The following is a 20,887-nucleotide window of genomic DNA, read 5'->3' on the forward strand; positions in this document are numbered from 1 at the left end:
CCTTTTTTTGCTATACTATCTCTTAGAATACAAGAAAGGAATTTTACTCTATGTTATTTACTAATAAAAGCTTTCACGTCTTCCGAGCTTCGAGCTTGGAAGAACGAATGCAGGAAATTCGTAAAGAGATCCAACCGATTTTTCAGCAAATTGGTGAAAAAGTCTGCCCTTTTTTCACAGAAAAGCTAGACACTCCTTTTTATCTGCATATCGCACAGCACCGACGGCGAAGTGTCTATCCTCCAGAAGAAACTTGGGCAGCTTTTGGACCAAACAAGCGAGGTTATAAGATGGATGCCCACTTCCAGATCGGTATTACTCGTGAGTATGCTTTTGTCTGGTTAAGTGTGATTGATCAGCCGAAAAACCAACAGCAAATCGCTCGCTGCTGGTCAGAGAAACCGGCACTGTTTGAAACTCTACCTCAAGATTTTGTCCTCTCTCTGGATCATACGCAATATGGCTATCAGCCGATCCGAGAATGGCCCGCTGCTCTAGAGCGGCTGACTACTGTAAAAAAAAGCGAATTACAGATTGGCAAAGTCTATCTCAAAGATCAGATTTCTACGCTCACTATGGAGCAACTGTTAGCAGATTATTGCTTGCTGCTGCCGCTTTATCGGAATCGCGAAGAGTTACCGATACTTAACCAAGAAGGGAATTAAGAAAAATGGAACGACAAAATCGCCGCTCTCAAAATCAACCACCAAAAAAACGGAAGACTTTACTGATTGTTCTTCCTCTGCTCTTATTGCTTGTAGTAGGTGGCTTTTTCGGCTATCGCTATTATGACAAACAGCAACGACAAAATCAGGCAGAGAAAGTCGTCCACTCATTCATTGAGAACCTTTCAAAAAACAAATTCGACAAATTACCATCCTTGATTCTTTCTGATAGCGCAGAAAGAAATGGTTATACCAATGATCAAGTAGCAGAAAAATATCAAACAATTTTCAGCGGAATTGATGCTGCCAACATCAAGGGTTCCAAAATCACTTTAAGCGATGATGTCAAAGATGCAGATTATCAGTTTACGTATCAGTTATCTCTCACTACTAGCTTGGGGGAAATCAAAGATCTGAATTATTCCGGAACCATCAAATTTGAAAAAGATCAGCCAAAAATCGATTGGGCTCCAAACCTGATTTTCCCTGACATGGCTGGACAAGATAAAGTAAGTATTTCTGTTGATGAGGCTGTTCGAGGTGAAATAGTGGATCGCAACAAAACACCACTGGCTGCTAATGGCACCTTGTACCAGCTTGGGGTGATTCCCGGACAATTAGGAGATGGAGAGGATAAAGAGTCAAGAATCAAAGCGATCGCTAAGCAGTTTGACCTGACTGAGAAAGCGATCCAGCAAGCATTGGATCAATCTTGGGTGCAAGACGATTACTTTGTTCCTTTGAAAATCGTGGAACCCACAGCTGATCTCCCAACCGGTGCAAGCATTCAAGAAACCGCGGGCAGAACCTATCCATTAGGTGAAGCCGCTGCACAATTGATTGGTTATGTAGGAGACATTACGGCTGAAGATGTTGAAAAAGATGATACATTAGCCAGCAATGGAAAAATTGGCCGCTCTGGTCTCGAGGCAGCTTTTGACAAAGAACTTCGAGGAAAAAACGGTGGTAAGATAGCGATCACCGATGAAAAAGGCACAGAGCGAAAAGCATTGATCGAAACGAAAAAAACTGACGGCAAAACGATTCAACTCACGATCGATGCCAAAGCACAGAAAATCGCTTTTGATTCCCTTAAGAATCAGGCTGGTTCTACCGTGGTCACTGAACCAACCACAGGGGATCTGCTCGTTCTAGCTAGTTCTCCAAGTTTTGATCCCAATAAAATGACCAACGGAATTTCACAAGAGGACTATGATGCTTACCAAAACAATAAAGATCTACCATTTATCAGCCGCTTTGCAACTGGTTATGCTCCCGGTTCAACCTTTAAAACAATCACAGCAGCCATCGGTTTAGACAATGGAACGATCAATCCAGAAACCGTCCTTTCAATCAACGGATTGAAATGGCAAAAAGATAGCTCTTGGGGAGATTACTTCGTGACTCGGGTCAGCGATGTCGCATCCGTTAACTTGCGTAACGCTCTCGTCTATTCGGATAATATCTATATGGCTCAACAAACATTGGCGATGGGTGAAGACAAATTCCGTGCTGGTTTGGAGAAATTTATTTTCGGTGAAGAATTGGACTTGCCGATTGCCATGACCCCTGCACAAATCAGCAATGACAAATCCTTCAATTCTGAGATTTTGCTGGCAGACACTGGCTATGGCCAGGGAGAATTGTTGATCAATCCAATTCAACAAGCAGCGATGTACTCTGTTTTCGCCAATCAAGGATCTCTGGTTTATCCACGATTAGTGATGGGTGCAGAAACAAAGACGAAAAAAGAGTTGATTTCACCAGAGACGATTTCACTGATCAATGAGGATTTGAAAGCTGTCGTTACCGATGAGAATGGGACAGCCCATTCCCTAGCAGCTCTCGGTTTGCCTCTTGCTGCCAAAACTGGAACAGCTGAGATCAAGGAGAAACAAGATGAGAAAGGACAGGAAAATAGCTTCTTATTTGCTTTCGATGCCCAGAATCAAAAGTATTTGATGGTGTCCATGCTAGAAGATCGGCAAGAAAACTCTTCTGCTACAGCATTAGCCCCAGATCTTTTGTCTTATCTTTCCGAAAACTATAACTAAATAATAAAACTACCTCAAAAGGCAGGCTGCTTACTGAAGCAGCCTGCCTTTTGTTTTTTTCGGGGTTTATTCCCTATTCACCTAAACCTACGCGCGCAAAAATCGTATCCACTTGCTTTAAATGATGATGATAATCAAATGCATCATCCAAGTCTTTTTCACTTAACGTAGACATAATGGTTTGGTCAGCTTCTAACAATGGTCGAAAATCCCGCTGTTCGTCCCAAGCTTGTGCCGTCTTCGGCTGAACAAGATCATATGCCTGTTCTCGAGTCATGCCATGATCGATCAATTTCAACATAACACGTTGACTATAGATCAAGCCAAAAGTCGCATTCATATTACGTTTCATATTTTCTGGGAAAACAGTCAGATTTTTGACGATCGTTCCAAAACGATTGAGCATATAATCAATCAAAATCGTTGTATCCGGGATAATAATCCGTTCAGCAGAAGAGTGAGAGATATCTCGTTCATGCCAAAGAGAAACATTTTCATACGCCGTCACCATATGGCCGCGGATCACTCGTGCTAATCCCGCCATATTTTCTGAACCAATAGGATTGCGTTTGTGCGGCATTGCGGAAGACCCTTTTTGCCCTTTAGCAAAAAACTCTTCAACTTCTCTTGTTTCTGATTTTTGCAATCCACGGATTTCTGTCGCAAATTTTTCAATGCTTGTTGCAATCAGTGCCATGGAAGCAAAATATTCTGCATGGAGATCTCGCGGCAACACTTGCGTAGAGATTTCTTGAGGACGAATCCCCAACTTGTTACATACATATTCTTCAACAAATGGCGGAATGTTGGCAAATGTTCCTACTGCACCGCTGATTTTCCCAGCTTCAACTCCAGCCGCCGCTCGTTCGAAACGTTCAATATTGCGTTTCATTTCAGAATACCACAAGGCAAGCTTCAACCCAAATGTCGTCGGTTCGGCATGCACCCCATGGGTCCGGCCCATCATGACAGTATATTTGTGTTCTTTTGCTTTTTCACCAATGATAGCTGTGAATGTTTCTAGATCTTTACGGATTAAGTCATTCGCTTGCTTCATCAAGTAACCATAAGCCGTATCTACCACATCAGTAGAAGTCAGCCCATAGTGGACCCACTTACTTTCGTCACCAAGCGATTCAGAGACAGCCCGGGTGAATGCGACCACATCATGACGCGTCTGTGCTTCGATCTCTAAGATACGGTCGATATCGAAAGTTGCCTTCTCTCTAATTTTTTCCACATCTTCTTTGGGAATCTCACCAAGCTCGGCCCACGCCTCATCAGCTAAGATTTCGACTTCTAGCCATGCTTGGTATCGATTTTGATCTGTCCAAATTTTGCCCATCTCAGGTCTTGTATAACGTTCTAACATGCGTTACTCTCCTTTAATCCCAAATATTCGTTTGATAGATTTCTTCCAATGAAGCAGTAATGTCTTCGGTCAACAACGTAATGTGTCCCATTTTCCGACCGCTCTTTGCTTCTTCTTTGCCATAATAATGGAATTGCCAATCTGGCTTATGAGCAATCAGGTCATATGTTTCAATGAGTTCATCACCTAAGATGTTCACCATGACCGCATCACTCAACAGTTTAACCTCTGCAAGCGGCCAACCGCAGATCCCACGTACATGGGCATCAAACTGGCTCATAGAACAAGCTTCAATCGAGTAATGACCTGAATTATGTGGGCGTGGTGCCAACTCATTCACATATAGTCCGCCGCTTTTCGTTAAGAACAGCTCGATCGCTAAAACACCGCGTAAATCAAGGGCTTGCGCAATCACACGCGCGATCCGTTCTGCTTCCTCCGCTACCTCAGCATCGATTCGAGCAGGTGCAATCGTTTGATGCAAGATATTGTTGCGGTGGATATTTTCAACCACTGGGAAAGTGGTGATTTCACGACCATTCCCTGCCACCATGATCGAGAGTTCTTTTTCGTAAGGGATCCATGCTTCTAATTCACAAGTTCCTTCTCGCAAAAGATTCATCGAAGGCGCTAAATCAGCTGTGCTGTATAAAACATATTGCCCTTTGCCATCATAGCCTCCTCGAGTCGTTTTCAATACACAAGGATAGCCGATACTCTCGATGGCATCTTGAATATCGGTAGGACTGATGATTGTCGCATAAGGTGCAATAACAATATTATTGGCTTCTAAGAAAGATTTTTCTAACAAGCGATCTTGGGTGATTGCCAATAGATCAGTTCCCTGAGGAATATTTGCATAGGGCAAAATCGAATTCAAAGCCTCTACGCTGACATTCTCAAATTCATAAGTAATCACATCAGAACGCCGCGCCATTTCTTCCAGTGCAAAGACATCGTCATAAGCAGCAACAATATGCCAGTCAGCTACTTGTGCTGTCGGACAATTGGCTGTTGGATCCAGCACGCCGACACGGAAACCCATTTTTTTGGCACTCATTGCCATCATACGCCCCAATTGTCCGCCGCCAACGATTCCGATCGTCGCATTGGGCATCAAAGGTTTAATCAAGTTGATCACTACTTTCCACTACTTTTTCTTTCAACGTCTTTCTTCGTTGATCCAACTTTTCCGCTATTCCTAAATCATACATGGAAAGCATCTGAGCTGCAAGTAGTCCCGCGTTGATTGCACCAGCTTTTCCAATCGCTGTCGTTGCCACAGGAACGCCTCCCGGCATCTGTACAATGGAAAGTAACGAATCCAATCCATTTAATGTTCGTGATTGGACGGGTACGCCAATCACGGGTAACGTTGTTTTTGCAGCGACCATACCTGGCAGATGAGCGGCACCGCCAGCACCAGCAATGATTACTTTCAGCCCTTTTTCTCTTGCATTTTCGGCAAAGGAAAACATCAAGTCCGGTGTCCGATGAGCCGAAACAACCTTTTTGATATAGGGAATCCCAAGCTCCTCTAAAATCTCACAACTGTGTTTCATCGTCTCCCAATCCGACGTACTGCCCATAATGACTGCTACTTGTTCCATAAGACAACTCCCTTCGATTATTCACTTAAATACTAGCAAGTGACATCCATAAAGTCAAAAGAAAATCGAACTATAGAAAAAATACGAGATATATTGTTCGTCTTTTAACAAAAGATTATTTCTTCTCTCTAAAACAAAAAAGCATCCTGTTGACCAGAATGCTTTCGTAAATCAAACTTCGTTAAATTCTCCTGATTCGACCGCTTCTTTTTTTGGTAAGCCATTGAATAAAAGATTCAAGATAATCGCAGTCATGCTGCTCATAACAATTCCGTTACCAGTAAACATTTGCAAGGTTTCAGGTAAGCGGCTAAATAAAGTTGGCATAATGTTGAACCCTAAGCCGAATCCCAGTGAAACAGCGATAATCAGCAAATTTTTGTCATTTGAATAGTCGACTTTCGACAACATTCTCATCCCTTGGACAGCCACCATGCCGAACATGACTAACATCCCGCCACCCAATACAGCTTCAGGAATGATTTGCGCCAAAGCACCAACTTTCGGAAACAAACCTAATATAATCAAAAAGACCGCAGAGAAATAAATCGGTTTACGGGTTTTGATACCAGATAACTGTACGAGCCCTACATTTTGTGAGAAGCCCGTATAAGGGAATGTGTTGAAGATTCCGCCCAGAATCACTGCTAACCCTTCAGCCCGATAACCTTTTTTCAATGATTCTGATGAAACAGGTTGTCCTGTAATATCTCCCAGTGCAAAATAGACCCCCGTAGACTCCACCATACTAACGATTGAAATAATGATCATCAATAAAATCGACCAAATATCAAAGGTTGGTAACCCAAAGTAAAACGGCTGCGGCAAATGAAAGACAGGCGCGTGAGAAATCGCGGATAAATCAACTAACCCTAAGACAGCTGCTAGCAAAGTTCCGCCGATCAAACCGATCAAAACAGCAATCGAACGAAGAAATCCTTTGGCAAAAATCTGAATACCAATAATTAATGCAATCGTGACAAAACCTAAGAGTAAATTGTCTGGTGCGCCAAAGGAAGCTGCGGCAGCATCCCCACCACCGATTTTGGTAATGGCAACGGGGATCAACGTCAAACCAATCACTGTAATGACAGTTCCCGTAACCAATGGCGGAAACAAGACTTTGATTTTTGAGAAGACACCGGAGATCAAAACAACAAAAATACCAGAAGCAATAATGGCTCCATAAATGGCACCGATCCCTGACTTAGTTCCGATCAAAATCAATGGTGAAACAGCTTGGATGGCACAGCCCAAGACAACCGGCAATCCGATCCCGAAGAAACGGGTGACGGTCAATTGCAGCAATGTTGCTACCCCGCACATAAAAATATCAATGGAAATCAAATAAGTCATTTGGGCTTCATTAAATCCTAACCCGGTTCCAATCAATAGTGGTACTGCGACAGCACCCGCATACATCGCGAGCAAGTGCTGCAACCCTAAGACAGCAGAGCGTCCATTTTGTTCGTTCATTAAGCGTCACCCTCCAAGAAAGTTGCTTTACCCTCGGATAAGGAAGCGATCCGCGCGAGAGAAACAACAGGAATCGACATTTCTTCAAGCAATGCTCGTCCAGATTGGAAGGATTTTTCAATGACGATTCCGATACCAGCAACCGTTGCACCGGCTTGCTGGCACAATTCGATCAATCCTTTTGCTGCTTGGCCATTTGCTAAAAAGTCATCGATGATCAATACATTGTCTTCCGCAGACAAAAATTTCCGAGAAATCGATACTTGACTCGTGACTTGCTTGGTAAAGGAATAAACCGAGGCTGTCAATAATTCTTCGTCCATTGTCAGACTTTTGGCTTTACGGGCAAAAATCATTGGCACACCTAATGTTTGTGCCGTAAATAAAGCTGGTGCAATCCCTGAAGCTTCGATAGTCACTACTTTAGTAATCTGCTCTGCTTGAAATCGTTTGGCAAATGTCGTGCCGATTTCCTGCATTAATTCCGGATCCACTTGGTGCGTTAAAAAACTATCAACTTTCAGAACGCCATCACCTAAAACATTTCCGTCTTTTTCGATCCGTTCGATCAACTTTTTCATCCTATACCTCTTTCCTTTCCATTTAGGCCTATCAACAAAAAAACACCTTTTTTGCTTTAGCAAAAAAGGTGCATCAATGGCACTTTTTTTACTTATAGTCCGATATTTACGGTATCGGGTAGAGACTGTCGACCTTATTACGACGATATACAAGTTAAATTTTATGAATGATAGGTTCGATTATGCCGAAGATTGATTAAAAAGGCAAGTTTAGAAAACTCTTCCAAAATAAGAATGTTCTCATTTTATTTCTCAACGCTCACTAATCAGGTTTTTCCATTTCCCGATAGTGCTGCATTTTTTTGCTGAATAACTCTCCATTGGAAGGTGGTGTATAGGTGATTGCATTGGCGCCTGCTTCGATCGTTTCTAAAATACTTTCATCTGTAGGGCCTCCAGTAGCGATGATTGGCAATTCAGGATACCGCTCGCGAAAATAACGAACAGTCTCAGCGGTTTTTTTCCCAGCACTGATATTGATCACTTTGACACCTAACTTCAATTTTTCATCAATTTTGGTATATTTACTAGTTACGGTACTGATCACAGGAATATCAATGACCTTACAGACCTGCTCCACAGTTTTCAGTGGTGTCGGACCATTTAGCACCACACCAATGGAACCTTGCGCTTCTGCAAACATGCTCATATAAGAAGAACGAAATCCTTGAGTCAAACCTCCTCCGACCCCCGAAAATACGGGAATATCAGCTGCCTCGATAATCGCTTTGGTAATCGCAGGGTGCGGGGTAAAGGGATAGACGGCAATCACCGCATCTGCATTGGTATTGCGGATGATTGCAATATCTGTAGTAAAAATGATCGAGCGGATCTGTTTGCCAAAAATTTGAATCCCGCTTGCTTGTCTGATAACTTTAGGAACTTTCACGATATCTTTTCGCAGTTCCGTTGTGATCTTTGGCATGTATTTTTCTTCCATGGGCACCCACTTCTTTCCGTCTATTGGTCGTATTGATTTAAATGATAGGTTTCAATTACACGAATGATTTTCTCTGCATAATCCGGATCTGTGGCATAACCAGCTTCTTGCAATGCTTTGGCAGCTGTTTTGTAGTCTGTTGCCGACAAAACATTTACATAGAGCGCTGGATTCCAGTCTACGCCATTGACAAAGAGCATCGTGTGGTCATCCATGGACTCTTCCCACGAATCATAGACTCGAAAATCGCCTTGGATCGTTACCCACTGCTCATTATAAAACTCTTGGGTATCTAATGTCACTTTTTTACTATGTCCAAATGCTTTGATTCCAAAAAGATTATTGTATTCACTAGCTAGTGTACTTTTGCCCCAATCAGACTCCAAGATGGCTTGCCCTAAAATAATGCTCGGTAAAATACCGTACCCCTTTTGCAATTCCTGTGCATGAGGTGCAATGCGATCAATAAATTCTTGCTGAGTCATTTCTTCACTATCCTCTTGTTTCGGCAAGGGATCGGCTAAACTGTTCATTGAAAAAATAAAAGCAAGCCCAATCAGGAGGATACCTAAAAAGACAAACGGCAGTCGAGTCTTCGTTGTTTTGCGTCGTTTACTCATTTTCTTCCTCCTGTTCTTTTACTTGCTCTAGAAATTCTTCCAGAGTCAGTTGATGTTTTTCAATATATGTAGCAGTTTCTACACCAACATAGCGTAAATGCCAAGGTTCATAATCGATCTGAGTAATGGCCTGCTTTCCTTCTGGGTAACGAATGATAAAGCCGTATTCCCGGGCATGCTCTTGCAGCCACTTGCCGCCATCTGTCTCACCAAATCGGTGGTCCAATACGGTTTCTGGATAAGAATCATACCATTGTCGATCAACTACGTCTACGGCTAAACCCGTATGGTGTTCACTGTAACCTGGTTCTGTCATCGTTCGTTTGGTTGTTTCGATTGCCTTCTCTTTGCTTTGTCCTTGACTCATCAGCATCGTGACATTCTGATCAAAAACAGCCTTTTGCGAGGCGATGGAGCGAAAGGCGGAGATCATCACTAAAGGATGACCAGCTTTTTCTGCGGCAGCTTTTAATTTTTCATAGTCAGAAACGATTCGTTTGTCCACGAGATAGCCATTGGTTAATTTTGCTAATCCCCCCGTATCGATTTCAGTTCCTTTATTCAGGGGGCCCACTAAAACAAGCGCCCAATCATCTAAAGATACTTTAGGAAAATCTTTACTCTTCTGAGAGACTCTTGTTTGTTCTTTTTCACTGCTAGACGCCACTGTCTGACTACTTGCGATTGTTTCGCTGCTCGCTGAATGTTCCTGCTGCAGACTAGCTACCAAACTAATTAATAGAAAGCCAGCAGCAGCTAAGATACCTAAATATTTTTTCAAAAAAACCCTACCTTTAATTATATGTCTCTTCTAAATTCTCTTTGACCCATGCCAACAACTCAATTTTCTCATTCTTGATTTGTTGTTGGACAAAAGCAGGCAGACGGAAGTTCAAAATGTCGTCATAGCCCCATTCATCATACGTAATACTGACTCTTAAATCAAGGTATTGGGTACTTTCTTCAGATTGTGTTAATAATTCCACTTTTGCCAAATCATTTGAAAGCCACGTGCGTGCAATCTGTGTCTTCATTTTCTTGAATTCAGCTACCGCACTTGTTCTCTTTTCGGGATAGATCACCGTTTGACGAACAATTTTTTGAATCAGCATCCATTCATAATCAGAGAACAGCAATTTGATTTTCTGATTTTCAGCAGGTGTCAAACTCGCTGTCCCATTTTTCCAAGCCTCCCATTGTTCTCGATCGATTCCAAGCTGCGTTTCATAGAAACGAGCTTCCGTAGAATATTGTTCAATAACTGTACTTAAAATAATTGCAATAGACACGTTATGCATCATACATCCCTCCTGTATCTATTTTACTGAAAGCTGGACATAAATGGAACTTTTAACTTTGGCTTTGCAATATTTTTAAGATTCACTAAGTTTTGTTATACTAAAAACGAAGGAGCTGATAGAAAATGAAAAAATATCGTTGGGGCATAATTGGCCTTGGAGACATCGCCACACAATTTGCCGCTGGATTTGCAAGCGATGCTAGCGAATTGTACGGTGTCTGTGCCCGCCGTTACTCAAAAGTCCAAGCATTTGCGGAACGTTTCTCGATTCCTCAGGCTTATGAATCTGCTGAAGCAATGTTGGCTGATCCATCGATCGATATCGTCTATATTGCGGTACCAAATGATATCCACCATCACTACATCATGGCAGCACTGGCAGCAGGGAAACACGTTCTTTGCGAAAAAGCGATCACTACAAGTGGCGATGAACTTGCTGAAGAACTGGCCTTAGCCAAAGAAAAAGGATTGGTTTTAGAAGAGGCGATGACCATCTACAACATGCCGCTTTATCATCGTCTAAAAGAAATCGTAGCCTCTGGCAAACTAGGAAAATTAAAAATGATTCAATCACCTTTTGGCAGTTACAAGGATCCTGATCCTCAAAATCGTTTTTTCAATCCTGATTTAGGCGGCGGTGCACTGCTTGACATTGGTACTTATGCCGTCTCTTTTGCCCGCTTTTTCATGAGTGAGTCACCAAAGGTAGAATTCAGCAGCATGAAGCCTTTTGAAACCGGCGTTGACGAACAATCCGTGACGATTTTGCGTAACCCAGCTGATGAAATGGCCAGTGTGACCCTAACTTTCCAAGCTAAAATGCCAAAAACAGGAATCGTTGCTTTTGAAGAAGGCTATATCACAGTCGAAGAATATCCGCGGGCTGATAAAGCAACCATCCACTATCGTGATGGCTCCAATGAGTTTATTGAAACAGGCGATACGACCCAAGCACTAAATTACGAAATCGCCAATATGATTAAAACTATTGAAGGGACTTCTAAAGGATCGATCCATCTAACAAGTGACGTCATTGCCGTCTTAGACCAGATGCAACAATTTTGGAAGCAAACAAAATAAAACAATTGACTGCCCAGCGATTTGATTCGCTGGGCAGTCGTATTCTTTCCTTTTCTTAATGATCCCGTTCAGCAAATTCGGCTTTGATTTCAATAAAACGTTTAAACGACTGCAAAAATTGAAACAATTGCGCGCGATTTTCAAACTCCTCGCGATTTCTAGGCAGCGGTTTTTGTCGATAATCTTGATACAACTCTTCGATCCTTAGCAAAAGGTCTTCGCCGTCGTTAGCTTCATCAAATGTTTCTGCGGTATACAGCAGCAAGGCACGAAATTTCTCTGTATAAACTTCTTCTACCCAAATGGATCGCAAGAGACCAATCATTTCTGTCAACAAACGAACTTGCGCACGCCGCATCGCAAAATACGCTTCATAGTAACTATTCTTTTGGCTCCATTGGTTTTCTTGATGGACCTGTGCTTTTTCTTGTCCTTGTCGAATCTTTGCCAATAATGATTGACATTGCCCTTGCAAGGTCAATCGAGAAGGTTGATTTAAGTGTTCAGACATATCTTTTAAAAGTCTTTTAAACGTCTTTTCTGTTTCTTGCTGCAATTCTTTCAGTTCTTTTTCTCCATCTGGCATATAAAGATTAAATACTAATGCAAAGCCAACTCCGAGAATCATGAGCAAGAATTCATTGACGATCAAGCGCCAAGCAAAGGATTCTTCCAGTAAATAGTGCGTTACTAAGACTGAATTGACCACGATGCCATCTGTCAATGAAAAACGGACAGCCATTGGGATGAACAAAAACAAAAAGAGCACAAACCCTAAAGGATTATATCCCAGAAGCGAAAAACTGCAAAATGCCAGAATTGTCGCCAGTGCCAGTGAGATCAAGCGTCCAATGCCCGTATAAAGCGATGTTTTCTTTGTGTTGCCTACGCTCAAAATCGCAATGATCCCTGCGGCTGGCGCATATAATAACCCAATCGCTTGAGCCACTGCCATCGATAAACCCGAAGCAATCGCTGTCTTGACTGTTCTCATTCCAATTTTCATTCTGCACCTCCTTTCAAAGTATACTAAACAAAAAAGGATTTCACTAGAATTTATCGGTTATTTTGGTTATGATTAAAGAAAAGGAGGAAATCGATCATGCAATTTGGCCGCTTTCGTTTAGGGATGCGAACGATAAAAACCGCAATTGCTGTCATGTTGTGTATCTTGCTGTTTCGATTTTTGAATCGCGGACAGCCTTTGATCGCTGCCCTTTCCGCTGTCTTCTCACTACGTCAAGATTTAACAACGACCCTTTCTTTTGGGAAATCACGAGTTTTAGGAAATTCGATCGGTGGGGCTACTGCCATCATCTACTTCTTCATGAAACAGTATTTCCACAATGATTTTTTGATCGAGTTATTGGTACTCCCCGCTTTAGTGGCCTTCATTATCGTTCTTTCGGATGGGATCAATAATAATTCCGGTATTATTTCTGGGATTGCTACGATGTTATTGATCACTCTTAGTGTTCCACAAGGAGAGTCTTTTATTTTTGCATTAGATCGCGTGTTAGACACTTTTATTGGTACGCTGATTGCGATCTTCATCAATTTTGTCTTGAGGCCTCCCGAAAAAGAAAAACAAGCAGAAATCAAAGAAGACTTGGTTGTATTGAAGGAAAGAGAAACGGAATTGAAAACTATGCTGGAAGATGTTCAAGAAGAAATCTCCAAGCAGCAAGAACAAAAATAAACGCCCTCTCACTACTTAGCTTTTTACGTATCAAGACAGCTTGTGAGGAAGGCGTTTTTGCTGTTTTCTTTTGTTGGGCAAGAAAAATTTGATCTACCTTCCAGCTATTGATGAAAATCGATAAAACAATTAAACGTTTTTACAAAAAAAGCACAGATCACCAATTGGCGATCTGTGTCTTTTTTCTGCTTAAGCTTCGTACCGGCAAACACCATCTAAAAATGTCGCTTGCAGATTCATTTGAGGGTCCAACACGATAAAGTCAGCTGCCCGACCTTTCTTGATCATGCCGCATTTGTCGTCGATTTTACAACTGATTGCTGGCACTAGACTTGCCATCATGATTGCTTCTTGCGGGGTAGCAATCTCCCACTCAACAACATTTTTGATGGCTTCTTTTAATTTCAAAATACTTCCGGCCAAGTTTCCTTCTTTTAGACGAGCTGTTCCATCTTTTACGACAACAGGGAATTCTCCAAGAATATAATCTCCATCCGGCATACCTCCTGCCATCATACAGTCGGTGATCAAAGCAACATGGTCATGCCCGGCTTTTTCCATCAAGATCTCAGCCGCTTGCGGATGAACATGATGTCCATCACAGATCAATTCAGAGAATACTTCTTTTAATGATAGCAATGCTCCTACCATCCCTGGTTCACGGTGATTTAGTCCTCTCATTCCGTTATAGGCATGAACAAAAACACTGGCTCCTGCTTCAACAGCAGCTTCAGCTTCCTGTAAAGTCCCATTACTATGACCTAAGGCAACCACAACACCTTCTTCTGTCACTTGAGACACAAAATCGGTAACGCCTTTACGTTCAGGAGCTAAGGCAATTTTTTTGATAATCCCACCAGAAGCTTCCTGCCATTCGTGGAATGTATCGATGTCTGGATCACCAAAATAGATTGGATTTTGAGCGCCTTTGTGTTCTTCAGTAAAGAAAGGTCCTTCAAAATAAATCCCTTGGATTTTCGCACCGGTAACAGAATCTTTCACTTGTCCGACAGTTTCTGCTACATCTCTTAGACGTTCTTTGCTGGAAGTCAATGTCGTCGGCAAGAAAGAAGTTACACCACAAGACAATAAGCCTTCTGACATAGCTTTGATCCCTTCTGCATCGTTGTCCATGACATCGTGGTTCATGAACCCATGGATATGGGTATCTACGAGTCCTGGAGCTATCCATTGCCCAGAATAATCTTTTACTTCCGCATCTTCCGGTACTTCATTGACGATATCGCCAAATTTGCCGTCAATGATCTCCAGATAACCTGCCCCATGAACAGCTGACTTCAAAAAGAATTTGTCCGCATAAATATATGTTTTCATCTTGATCGCTCCTTATTTCTTTTCTTCCTTAAAATTACTCTTATTTGAGTAAGAAGTCAAGAAAGGTCTACACCATTTCTCGATGAATTTCGAATATCGACGACCGCTTGATAAAGAGCAAAACTTTCATCGGCTGCTTGCTGATTGTCAAGAGCGACAAAGACATGGCCTTTCAGTTCAAACAATTCTTCTAAAAAATAGAAACTGTTCTTTTCTCTGGCAAGATCGATACCTTCTTCTAGAATTTGTAAAGCAGTGGTGAATTCTTCTTGTTTCGCTAAAAAAACTGCATAGTTGTAGAATACTTTGGTCAAGGTTGTGGTCATCCGTTCTGCCGGCAGCACTTGCACCCCATGGTAACTTTTTTCTAGATGAAAACGTGCTTCTTCTAATTGCTGCATATCATTATACACTCGCCCCATACAACTTAAGAGTCGAATCTCCATCACAGAGATATTGATTTTATCTTGCTGATAAGAGTAGGATAAGCCTTTTTTAAGGCTTTCAATCGCTGCTTCATAATCTTGGAACAAGAAATATTCGCAACTCCCTAAAAAGTAATAGTACATTTGCATGTCTGCGTCCAAATATAGATAGTCCATGATCGTTTTATCCTGCAGTTTGGTCAATAACTCTTGGTACTCTTTATGAACAAAATGGCTTTCCATTTGAGCGAACACTTGATTCGTTCGATTGATCTCTTCAGCATGGAGCATCATTACTTGATCTAAGGTAACGCCTAATCGTTGACAGATTTGATGCATGACCAATACATTCGGTAATTCTTCATTATTTTCGATCCGGCTCAAAACACTTTGTGAACAGATATCTTCTGCCAACATCTTTTGTGTCATCTTGCGCTTTTTGCGGAACGTGCGAATGATTTGGCCAAAGGATTCTTGTGAATTTGCCATGACTCTCCTCCAACTTTTTCAACATTAAAAAAAATGCGAATTCGCATTTTTAATTTTCTTCATTTTAGCACATAATAGCAAAAAGGAAAGCAATTCCAACAATATCTTGGTATTTTTTAACAATTTAAAACGAGGTGTTTCTATGACGATTAACAGCACCATTACCTTCACTTGGGAAGGCAAGGTCTATGCAGGAAAAGTCGAAAGAGAATATGAAAATTCGGTTCTTGTGCAAGTGACAGACCCTAGCGAAGAAATGCTGGAAAAATTCAATGATCGAATGATCATCAGTAAAAAAAAATGTCAGCAGACTGCTGACTAAGCATATGCAATAAGCGCTATGATTTTAAGATATTCGATCAATCAAAAAAACGAGCAGTTGGATCTGGTCCGATGCCTTGCTACAAGGTACAGGATAAGGAGCCAACTGTTCGTTATTTTTACTATTGTTTATTCCTACTATTGCTTACTTATTTTTGCTGATAAGTGGCTAAAAACTCCCGCATCTTTTCGGTCGTTGCTTTCAAATCATCCATATTCGGTAAATAAACGATTCGGAAATGATCTGGTTCTTGCCAATTAAATCCGCCCCCGTGCACTAATAGCACATGGTGCTCATGCAGAAAATCCAACACAAACTGTTCATCATTCTTAATATTGAAGCGTTTGACATCGATCTTAGGGAAAATATAAAATGCCGCTTTAGGTTTAACAGCTGATAAACCAGGAATGTCATTCAATGCTTGATAAATATACTCTCTTTGCTCATAGATCCTTCCTCCTGGAAGCAGCAGTTCATCCGAACTTTGATAGCCACCTAACGCCGTCTGAATGATCTGCTGAGAAAGAACATTTGAACAAAGCCTCATAGAGGAAAGCATATTCAAGCCCTCAATATAATCTTTAACGTTTCTCTTATCCCCGCTAAGGACCATCCAGCCAACCCGGAATCCGGCTACGCGATGTGATTTAGACAATCCACCAAGAGTCACAACAAAGCGATCCGGAGCTAATGTAGCGATTGGGACGTGAACATAATCATCCATTACTAACCGATCATAGATTTCGTCAGAAAAAATAATCAAGTCATGGTCGCGAGCCACATCAACAATTTGCTGCAATACTTCTTTTGGATAGACAGCACCTGTAGGATTATTAGGATTGATGATCACGATGGCTTTCGTTTTACTTGTGATTTTTGAACGAATATCTTCAATATCTGGGTTCCAGTCAGATTGTTCATCGCAAATGTAGTGTACAGGTTTTCCACCAGCTAAAGAGATCGATGCCGTCCATAAAGGATAATCAGGCATCGGCACCAACACTTCATCGCCATTATTGCATAGCCCTTGCATACACATGGTGATCAGTTCTGATACACCATTTCCGGTATAAATATCATTGATCGTCACATTTGGAAACTTTTGTAATTGATAATATTGCTCGATGGCTTTGCGGGCTGAAAAAATCCCTTTAGAATCAGAGTAGCCTTCAGACTCCCGCACATTCATAATCAAGTCACGGACGATCTCATTTGGCGCTTCAAAACCAAATGGGGCCGGATTACCTGTATTCAATTTCAAGATGCTGATGCCTTCTTCTTGCATCCGTTCTGCTTCTTCTAGGACTGGTCCCCGGACATCATAACTTACGCCTTCTAGTTTTGATGACTTTTCAAATTTTCTCATTCGAATTCTCCTTTGACAGTAGAATCAATGCAAATTACCTTGGTTCTAGTGATATTCTTTTTTAAAAGATTGCATTTATTATAGCAAAAAGTTTAGAAAAAAAACGGTCAAATTGACAGAACTTTACGACTTTTAAATAAATTCTTTTCTAAAAGAAACGAATGAACGCTCTTTTATTGCCTAGCCGTTCATTCGTTTTTGTTCAGTCATTCTCTGGAAAGAATTTTAAATAGCGTTCAGCTAATGCGAGATGGCCAATTGAAAATTCTGTAAAACCAGCTTCAATAAAGCGTTGCGGCAGCTGAGGATCACTGATTTCGATTAAATAGACCTGTTCTTGAAGATCGATTGTCAATGTTGTTAATTCGGGAAATGAAACCAAAAACTCTGGATCTTTTGCTTTTAAATAAATTGGTTCATCTATTAAAGAATTCTTTCCCAGGTATTCATGGATAATCTTGCCATCTTTCAAAAACAAAACGCGATCTGCATAACTATCCAAATTGGTCAAAATATGGGAAGCAATCAGGATCGATTTCTTTTTCTCCCGCAACCCTTTTAAAACGTTAGAAATCAATTCCACATTGGTCGGATCCAACCCATTCATGACTTCGTCCATCAACATATAGGGCGTGTCTGTCACGATCTGCATCGCAAAACACAGTCTTTGACGCATCCCCAACGAATAGGTTCCAACCGGCCGCTTGATATAGTCAGTCATTCTTAATTGATTCACGGTTTGATCAATCAGCGCTTCCTCTGATCGCCACATTCGTTGATAAAGTTTTAAATGTTCTAATCCGCTGAGATCATTATATAGATCGTTCTGATCAGGGAAAAAAGAGATTTTCTGGTGAGCTGCCATTTCTGACTTCTTGGACGTGTAAAGCTGTGTTTGATCGAGAAAGATCTCCCCACTAGTCGGCTGAACAAAATTCATCAATACATTGAGTAGTGTTGATTTTCCAGTACCGTTCGGCGCCACTAAGCCGACGATTTCTCCAGGATGAAAGGCCAACGTTAAATCATCCAAAACATTTCGTTTAAATGTCACAGTTACGTTTTTCATTGCTAACATTTCCAAACCTCCTAAACAAGCTTAAATTGCTTCTGCTGTACACGAACAAAAAGACCGATCTCGATCAGCAGCCACACTACACCAAAAAGCAGCACTCCTTTCGCAAGGACAAACTCAGAGGACCCAAAATAAAAACGGCTGAATCCTGAAAGGATCTGACCATAATTTTGATACAAATAGGCATCATTTGATTTATCCAAGAATGCACTAAACCAGCGTCTCTGAAAAATAAGTGGACTAATCAAGCCAAAACCAGCAAGAAAGAGATTGGCTAATTCTGAGCGCCAAAGTGTGCTCAGCAAAAGAATGCCTCGGATATAGATCAATTGCAGCACGATTCCTACCCCCATACACTGAAGTAAGAAAACTCCAACAGGGCGTGTATAAAAAACATCGGCAGAAGAAATAGGATAACGGGCATCAAAGGATGAAGACAAGATACTGACGGGTAGGTCCAATGAGCCAAAGCCGAATTGGCAGCCGACACCGATCCAAATCAAAACGAGTGTACTGATCATCATCAGTGTTGACACAATAAACAGTGCCGCTGTCTTCGCCCAAAGAATCTCATCTACCGTCACCGGCAAAGATAAGAATAAGCTTTTGTGTCGACGATCCTTGGTCAGACTATCGATTGCCAAAAAGATCGTCACGCCAAGAAAGAGAAACGGCAAGTAATTCGTAAATGCCCGCTGAACAGATTGGATACCCGTTTTTTGTTCCAACACATACTTGGAAAGCTTTTTGTTTGGTAATTGGCTGGCACTTTCCATCCATTTTGCAGTGGAGGCATAGCCGTATTTCCCATCATAAGCCGCATAATAGTTCTGATAAGTATAATAGTCAGGCGTGAAGAAAATTGTTTCATCATCGGTATATTGGAGACTCAGCTGATACCATTGGCTCGTTGCTTTGGCATACTTTTGCCAATCATTGGCAGCTAGGGAAGTTAATCGTAAGCTATCTGCTTGATTCCATGGCTCGAACATCGCTACTGCCATGGCGGCGGACCAATGATCTGAGGGATTTTCTGCTTGTTCATCCAAAAAGGATTGTCTAGTCAAATACCGCTGTTCAATTTCATTTTTGTCTATTCGCTCAATTGGCCGATAGGTGCGATCACGAAAACTGTATACGCCAGCAACGATTACTAACAAGCACCATAGCCCGATCGTTTTTTTACTTTTGATTAATTGCTGTAGTTCAAAGAGAAAATAATTTTTCATTATATGACTCCTTTCGCTAGCCAGTTTTTCTTATCTGCGATCAACAAGAAGGCGACCGCTCCCACCCCCCATAAGAAAAGAAGGATGAAAGCTGTCCCTAACCCGACTGTCGATTGCGATCTGACTGCAAACTCACCTGTGAGGATCTTTTGCAAATCAAAAACAGCAAAAGGGGAATATTTACTGAATGGTGTACTAGCTATTGTACCGAGACCATAGCAAAGACAAAGGAGAAAAAAAGAAACATAGCGATTTGGAATCAAAACATTGGCCACAAAGCCCAGTAATTCTGTCACAATAATCAAACTTGTCAAAAGCACGAGTACCAATAGAAAGTATTGCCAGAAAGGTACGGCATGCCAAGTATGATGATAATAGACAGCCGTTGGATAGTGCCAATCCCCCCATCGTCCGATCACCGACATGGCCGCAGTGATTCCTAGAAGCAACAGGCTGATCGTTGCCAGATGACCAATCATCTTTACCCCGACTTTACTGATCATCCTTATAGGGAAGACTTGTGGATAGGAATGGATCAGAGAAAAATGGCGCTTTTCTTCCAGCAAATTATCGCTAGCAAAAAATGCCAGGAATAAAAAGCCAAATCCCAATAACACTTGAATAGTCAACGCAACAGCAGTCTGCGCATTGTCAACAGTAAGAAAAGGAGCTTTTTCCTGTTCTTCTAATTGCGCTGCTACCACTTTATTTTGCTGCAATTGCCAGATCGATGGTAAAAAGGCTTTATCTGGTAAAGCGGTTTCCCATAATTGCAGCTGAATTGTTGCAATCTCTTCACTGGTCCGATTGAAACGAGGAAATTCTTCCATGATTAGATTCGAGGCTTGCCGATTAGATAATGTGTTGTTTGCCAGCAGCAGTTGATAGGTTTCTTGCTTGTCCTGAGATTCATTTGGATAATTCTGATAATTGTCTACAAGCCGTAATGCTTGCGCTTTTTGCATAGTGATTTCTGCCTGTACATTCACTGGTTCCATGAATGTAAGATAAAAAGCGAGCCCCACACCAATCAAGAACGCTGCCATCATCGTAAACAAAAAACGGCGCTGCCGAATCGATTTAGCCAGCAGATTTTTAAAGTAGTTCATTTATCAATCTCCTTAAAGCTCCAAAGTTATTTTCTCATTATACCAGATTCTGCCATTTAAATATTTTTTTTCAATAAAAAGCGAGAAAAATGCCCTTTTATAAATCCCTAAAATAGCATTGACAAACGTGAAGATAATCG

21 protein-coding genes and 1 riboswitch are annotated in these 20,887 nt (G+C 41.5%); of the genes, 5 read left to right on the plus strand and 16 right to left on the minus strand.

Annotated elements, in window-relative coordinates:
* Positions 1–50 precede the first annotated feature (50 nt).
* Together EG2_RS07190 and pbp4 are read left to right on the plus strand one after the other, a co-directional pair.
* Complete coding sequence (locus EG2_RS07190; protein ID WP_060814163.1) at positions 51–665, plus strand: DUF1054 family protein; 615 nt, start codon at positions 51–53, stop codon at positions 663–665.
* A 5-nt stretch (positions 666–670) separates the two neighbouring features.
* Positions 671–2,719: a penicillin-binding protein PBP4(5) gene (pbp4, locus tag EG2_RS07195; protein WP_060814164.1), complete on the plus strand. Its 2,049-nt coding sequence runs from the start codon at positions 671–673 to the stop codon at positions 2,717–2,719.
* A 73-nt stretch (positions 2,720–2,792) separates the two neighbouring features.
* On the opposite strand, the gene purB is transcribed toward pbp4, so the two are convergent.
* The 9 genes from purB to EG2_RS07240 form a co-directional block, all read right to left on the minus strand.
* Complete coding sequence (gene purB, locus EG2_RS07200) at positions 2,793–4,091, minus strand: adenylosuccinate lyase (RefSeq protein WP_041119285.1); 1,299 nt, start codon at positions 4,089–4,091, stop codon at positions 2,793–2,795.
* Positions 4,092–4,104: 13 nt separating this feature from the next.
* Positions 4,105–5,223, minus strand: coding sequence for a 5-(carboxyamino)imidazole ribonucleotide synthase (gene purK, locus EG2_RS07205; protein WP_029486900.1), 1,119 nt, complete (start codon positions 5,221–5,223; stop codon positions 4,105–4,107).
* Positions 5,216–5,701, minus strand: a complete 486-nt coding sequence (gene purE, locus EG2_RS07210) for a 5-(carboxyamino)imidazole ribonucleotide mutase (RefSeq protein ID WP_003127192.1) — start codon at positions 5,699–5,701, stop codon at positions 5,216–5,218. The genes purK and purE overlap by 8 nt, the downstream gene beginning before the upstream one ends.
* Positions 5,702–5,872: 171 nt before the next feature.
* On the minus strand, positions 5,873–7,177 hold the full coding sequence (locus tag EG2_RS07215) for a nucleobase:cation symporter-2 family protein (protein ID WP_060814165.1): 1,305 nt from the start codon (positions 7,175–7,177) through the stop codon (positions 5,873–5,875).
* Positions 7,177–7,758, minus strand: coding sequence for a xanthine phosphoribosyltransferase (locus EG2_RS07220; protein ID WP_003127190.1), 582 nt, complete (start codon positions 7,756–7,758; stop codon positions 7,177–7,179). The genes EG2_RS07215 and EG2_RS07220 overlap by 1 nt, the downstream gene beginning before the upstream one ends.
* A 75-nt stretch (positions 7,759–7,833) precedes the next feature.
* A riboswitch (purine riboswitch) is annotated at positions 7,834–7,931 on the minus strand.
* Positions 7,932–8,020: 89 nt separating this feature from the next.
* Positions 8,021–8,698, minus strand: coding sequence for a beta/alpha barrel domain-containing protein (locus EG2_RS07225; RefSeq protein WP_029486902.1), 678 nt, complete (start codon positions 8,696–8,698; stop codon positions 8,021–8,023).
* Between the two features lie 20 nt (positions 8,699–8,718).
* Complete coding sequence (locus EG2_RS07230) at positions 8,719–9,318, minus strand: glycoside hydrolase family 73 protein (RefSeq protein ID WP_003127188.1); 600 nt, start codon at positions 9,316–9,318, stop codon at positions 8,719–8,721.
* Positions 9,311–10,099, minus strand: a complete 789-nt coding sequence (locus EG2_RS07235) for a M15 family metallopeptidase (protein ID WP_060814166.1) — start codon at positions 10,097–10,099, stop codon at positions 9,311–9,313. Before EG2_RS07235 ends, EG2_RS07230 begins: the two co-directional genes overlap by 8 nt.
* A gap of 13 nt (positions 10,100–10,112) precedes the next feature.
* Positions 10,113–10,616 (minus strand): hypothetical protein, encoded by a 504-nt coding sequence (locus EG2_RS07240; protein ID WP_034704725.1) that lies wholly within the window; start codon positions 10,614–10,616, stop codon positions 10,113–10,115.
* 125 nt (positions 10,617–10,741) lie between these two features.
* On the opposite strand from EG2_RS07240, the gene EG2_RS07245 reads away from it, so the two are divergent.
* Positions 10,742–11,698 carry a Gfo/Idh/MocA family protein gene (locus EG2_RS07245; RefSeq protein ID WP_060814167.1) on the plus strand — a complete coding sequence of 319 codons (957 nt, stop codon included), beginning with the start codon at positions 10,742–10,744 and terminating at the stop codon, positions 11,696–11,698.
* A 55-nt stretch (positions 11,699–11,753) separates the two neighbouring features.
* Here the strand turns inward: EG2_RS07245 and EG2_RS07250 are convergent, their stop codons facing one another.
* Positions 11,754–12,704, minus strand: a complete 951-nt coding sequence (locus EG2_RS07250; RefSeq protein ID WP_005472481.1) for an aromatic acid exporter family protein — start codon at positions 12,702–12,704, stop codon at positions 11,754–11,756.
* Positions 12,705–12,800: 96 nt separating this feature from the next.
* Between EG2_RS07250 and EG2_RS07255 the strand changes: the two genes are divergently transcribed.
* Complete coding sequence (locus EG2_RS07255; RefSeq protein WP_003127183.1) at positions 12,801–13,397, plus strand: FUSC family protein; 597 nt, start codon at positions 12,801–12,803, stop codon at positions 13,395–13,397.
* 189 nt (positions 13,398–13,586) lie between these two features.
* On the opposite strand, the gene nagA is transcribed toward EG2_RS07255, so the two are convergent.
* Both nagA and EG2_RS07265 read right to left on the minus strand, forming a co-directional pair.
* Positions 13,587–14,732 carry an N-acetylglucosamine-6-phosphate deacetylase gene (nagA, locus tag EG2_RS07260; protein ID WP_060814168.1) on the minus strand — a complete coding sequence of 382 codons (1,146 nt, stop codon included), beginning with the start codon at positions 14,730–14,732 and terminating at the stop codon, positions 13,587–13,589.
* A 56-nt stretch (positions 14,733–14,788) separates the two neighbouring features.
* On the minus strand, positions 14,789–15,646 hold the full coding sequence (locus EG2_RS07265; RefSeq protein ID WP_003127180.1) for a helix-turn-helix domain-containing protein: 858 nt from the start codon (positions 15,644–15,646) through the stop codon (positions 14,789–14,791).
* Positions 15,647–15,788: 142 nt separating this feature from the next.
* Between EG2_RS07265 and EG2_RS07270 the strand changes: the two genes are divergently transcribed.
* Complete coding sequence (locus tag EG2_RS07270; RefSeq protein WP_003127178.1) at positions 15,789–15,968, plus strand: DUF2187 domain-containing protein; 180 nt, start codon at positions 15,789–15,791, stop codon at positions 15,966–15,968.
* 148 nt (positions 15,969–16,116) lie between these two features.
* On the opposite strand, the gene EG2_RS07275 is transcribed toward EG2_RS07270, so the two are convergent.
* The 4 genes from EG2_RS07275 to EG2_RS07290 form a co-directional block, all read right to left on the minus strand.
* Positions 16,117–17,334 (minus strand): pyridoxal phosphate-dependent aminotransferase, encoded by a 1,218-nt coding sequence (locus EG2_RS07275; protein ID WP_003127177.1) that lies wholly within the window; start codon positions 17,332–17,334, stop codon positions 16,117–16,119.
* Between the two features lie 202 nt (positions 17,335–17,536).
* Complete coding sequence (locus EG2_RS07280; protein ID WP_060814169.1) at positions 17,537–18,412, minus strand: ABC transporter ATP-binding protein; 876 nt, start codon at positions 18,410–18,412, stop codon at positions 17,537–17,539.
* An 11-nt stretch (positions 18,413–18,423) separates the two neighbouring features.
* Positions 18,424–19,638: an ABC transporter permease gene (locus EG2_RS07285; protein WP_060814170.1), complete on the minus strand. Its 1,215-nt coding sequence runs from the start codon at positions 19,636–19,638 to the stop codon at positions 18,424–18,426.
* A complete protein-coding gene (locus EG2_RS07290) occupies positions 19,638–20,747 on the minus strand; it encodes a hypothetical protein (RefSeq protein WP_060814171.1) in 1,110 nt (369 codons plus the stop codon). The genes EG2_RS07285 and EG2_RS07290 overlap by 1 nt, the downstream gene beginning before the upstream one ends.
* Positions 20,748–20,887 lie beyond the last annotated feature (140 nt).

Origin of the sequence: Enterococcus gallinarum NBRC 100675, assembly GCF_001544275.1 — a bacterium.
GTDB lineage: Bacteria > Bacillota > Bacilli > Lactobacillales > Enterococcaceae > Enterococcus_D > Enterococcus_D gallinarum.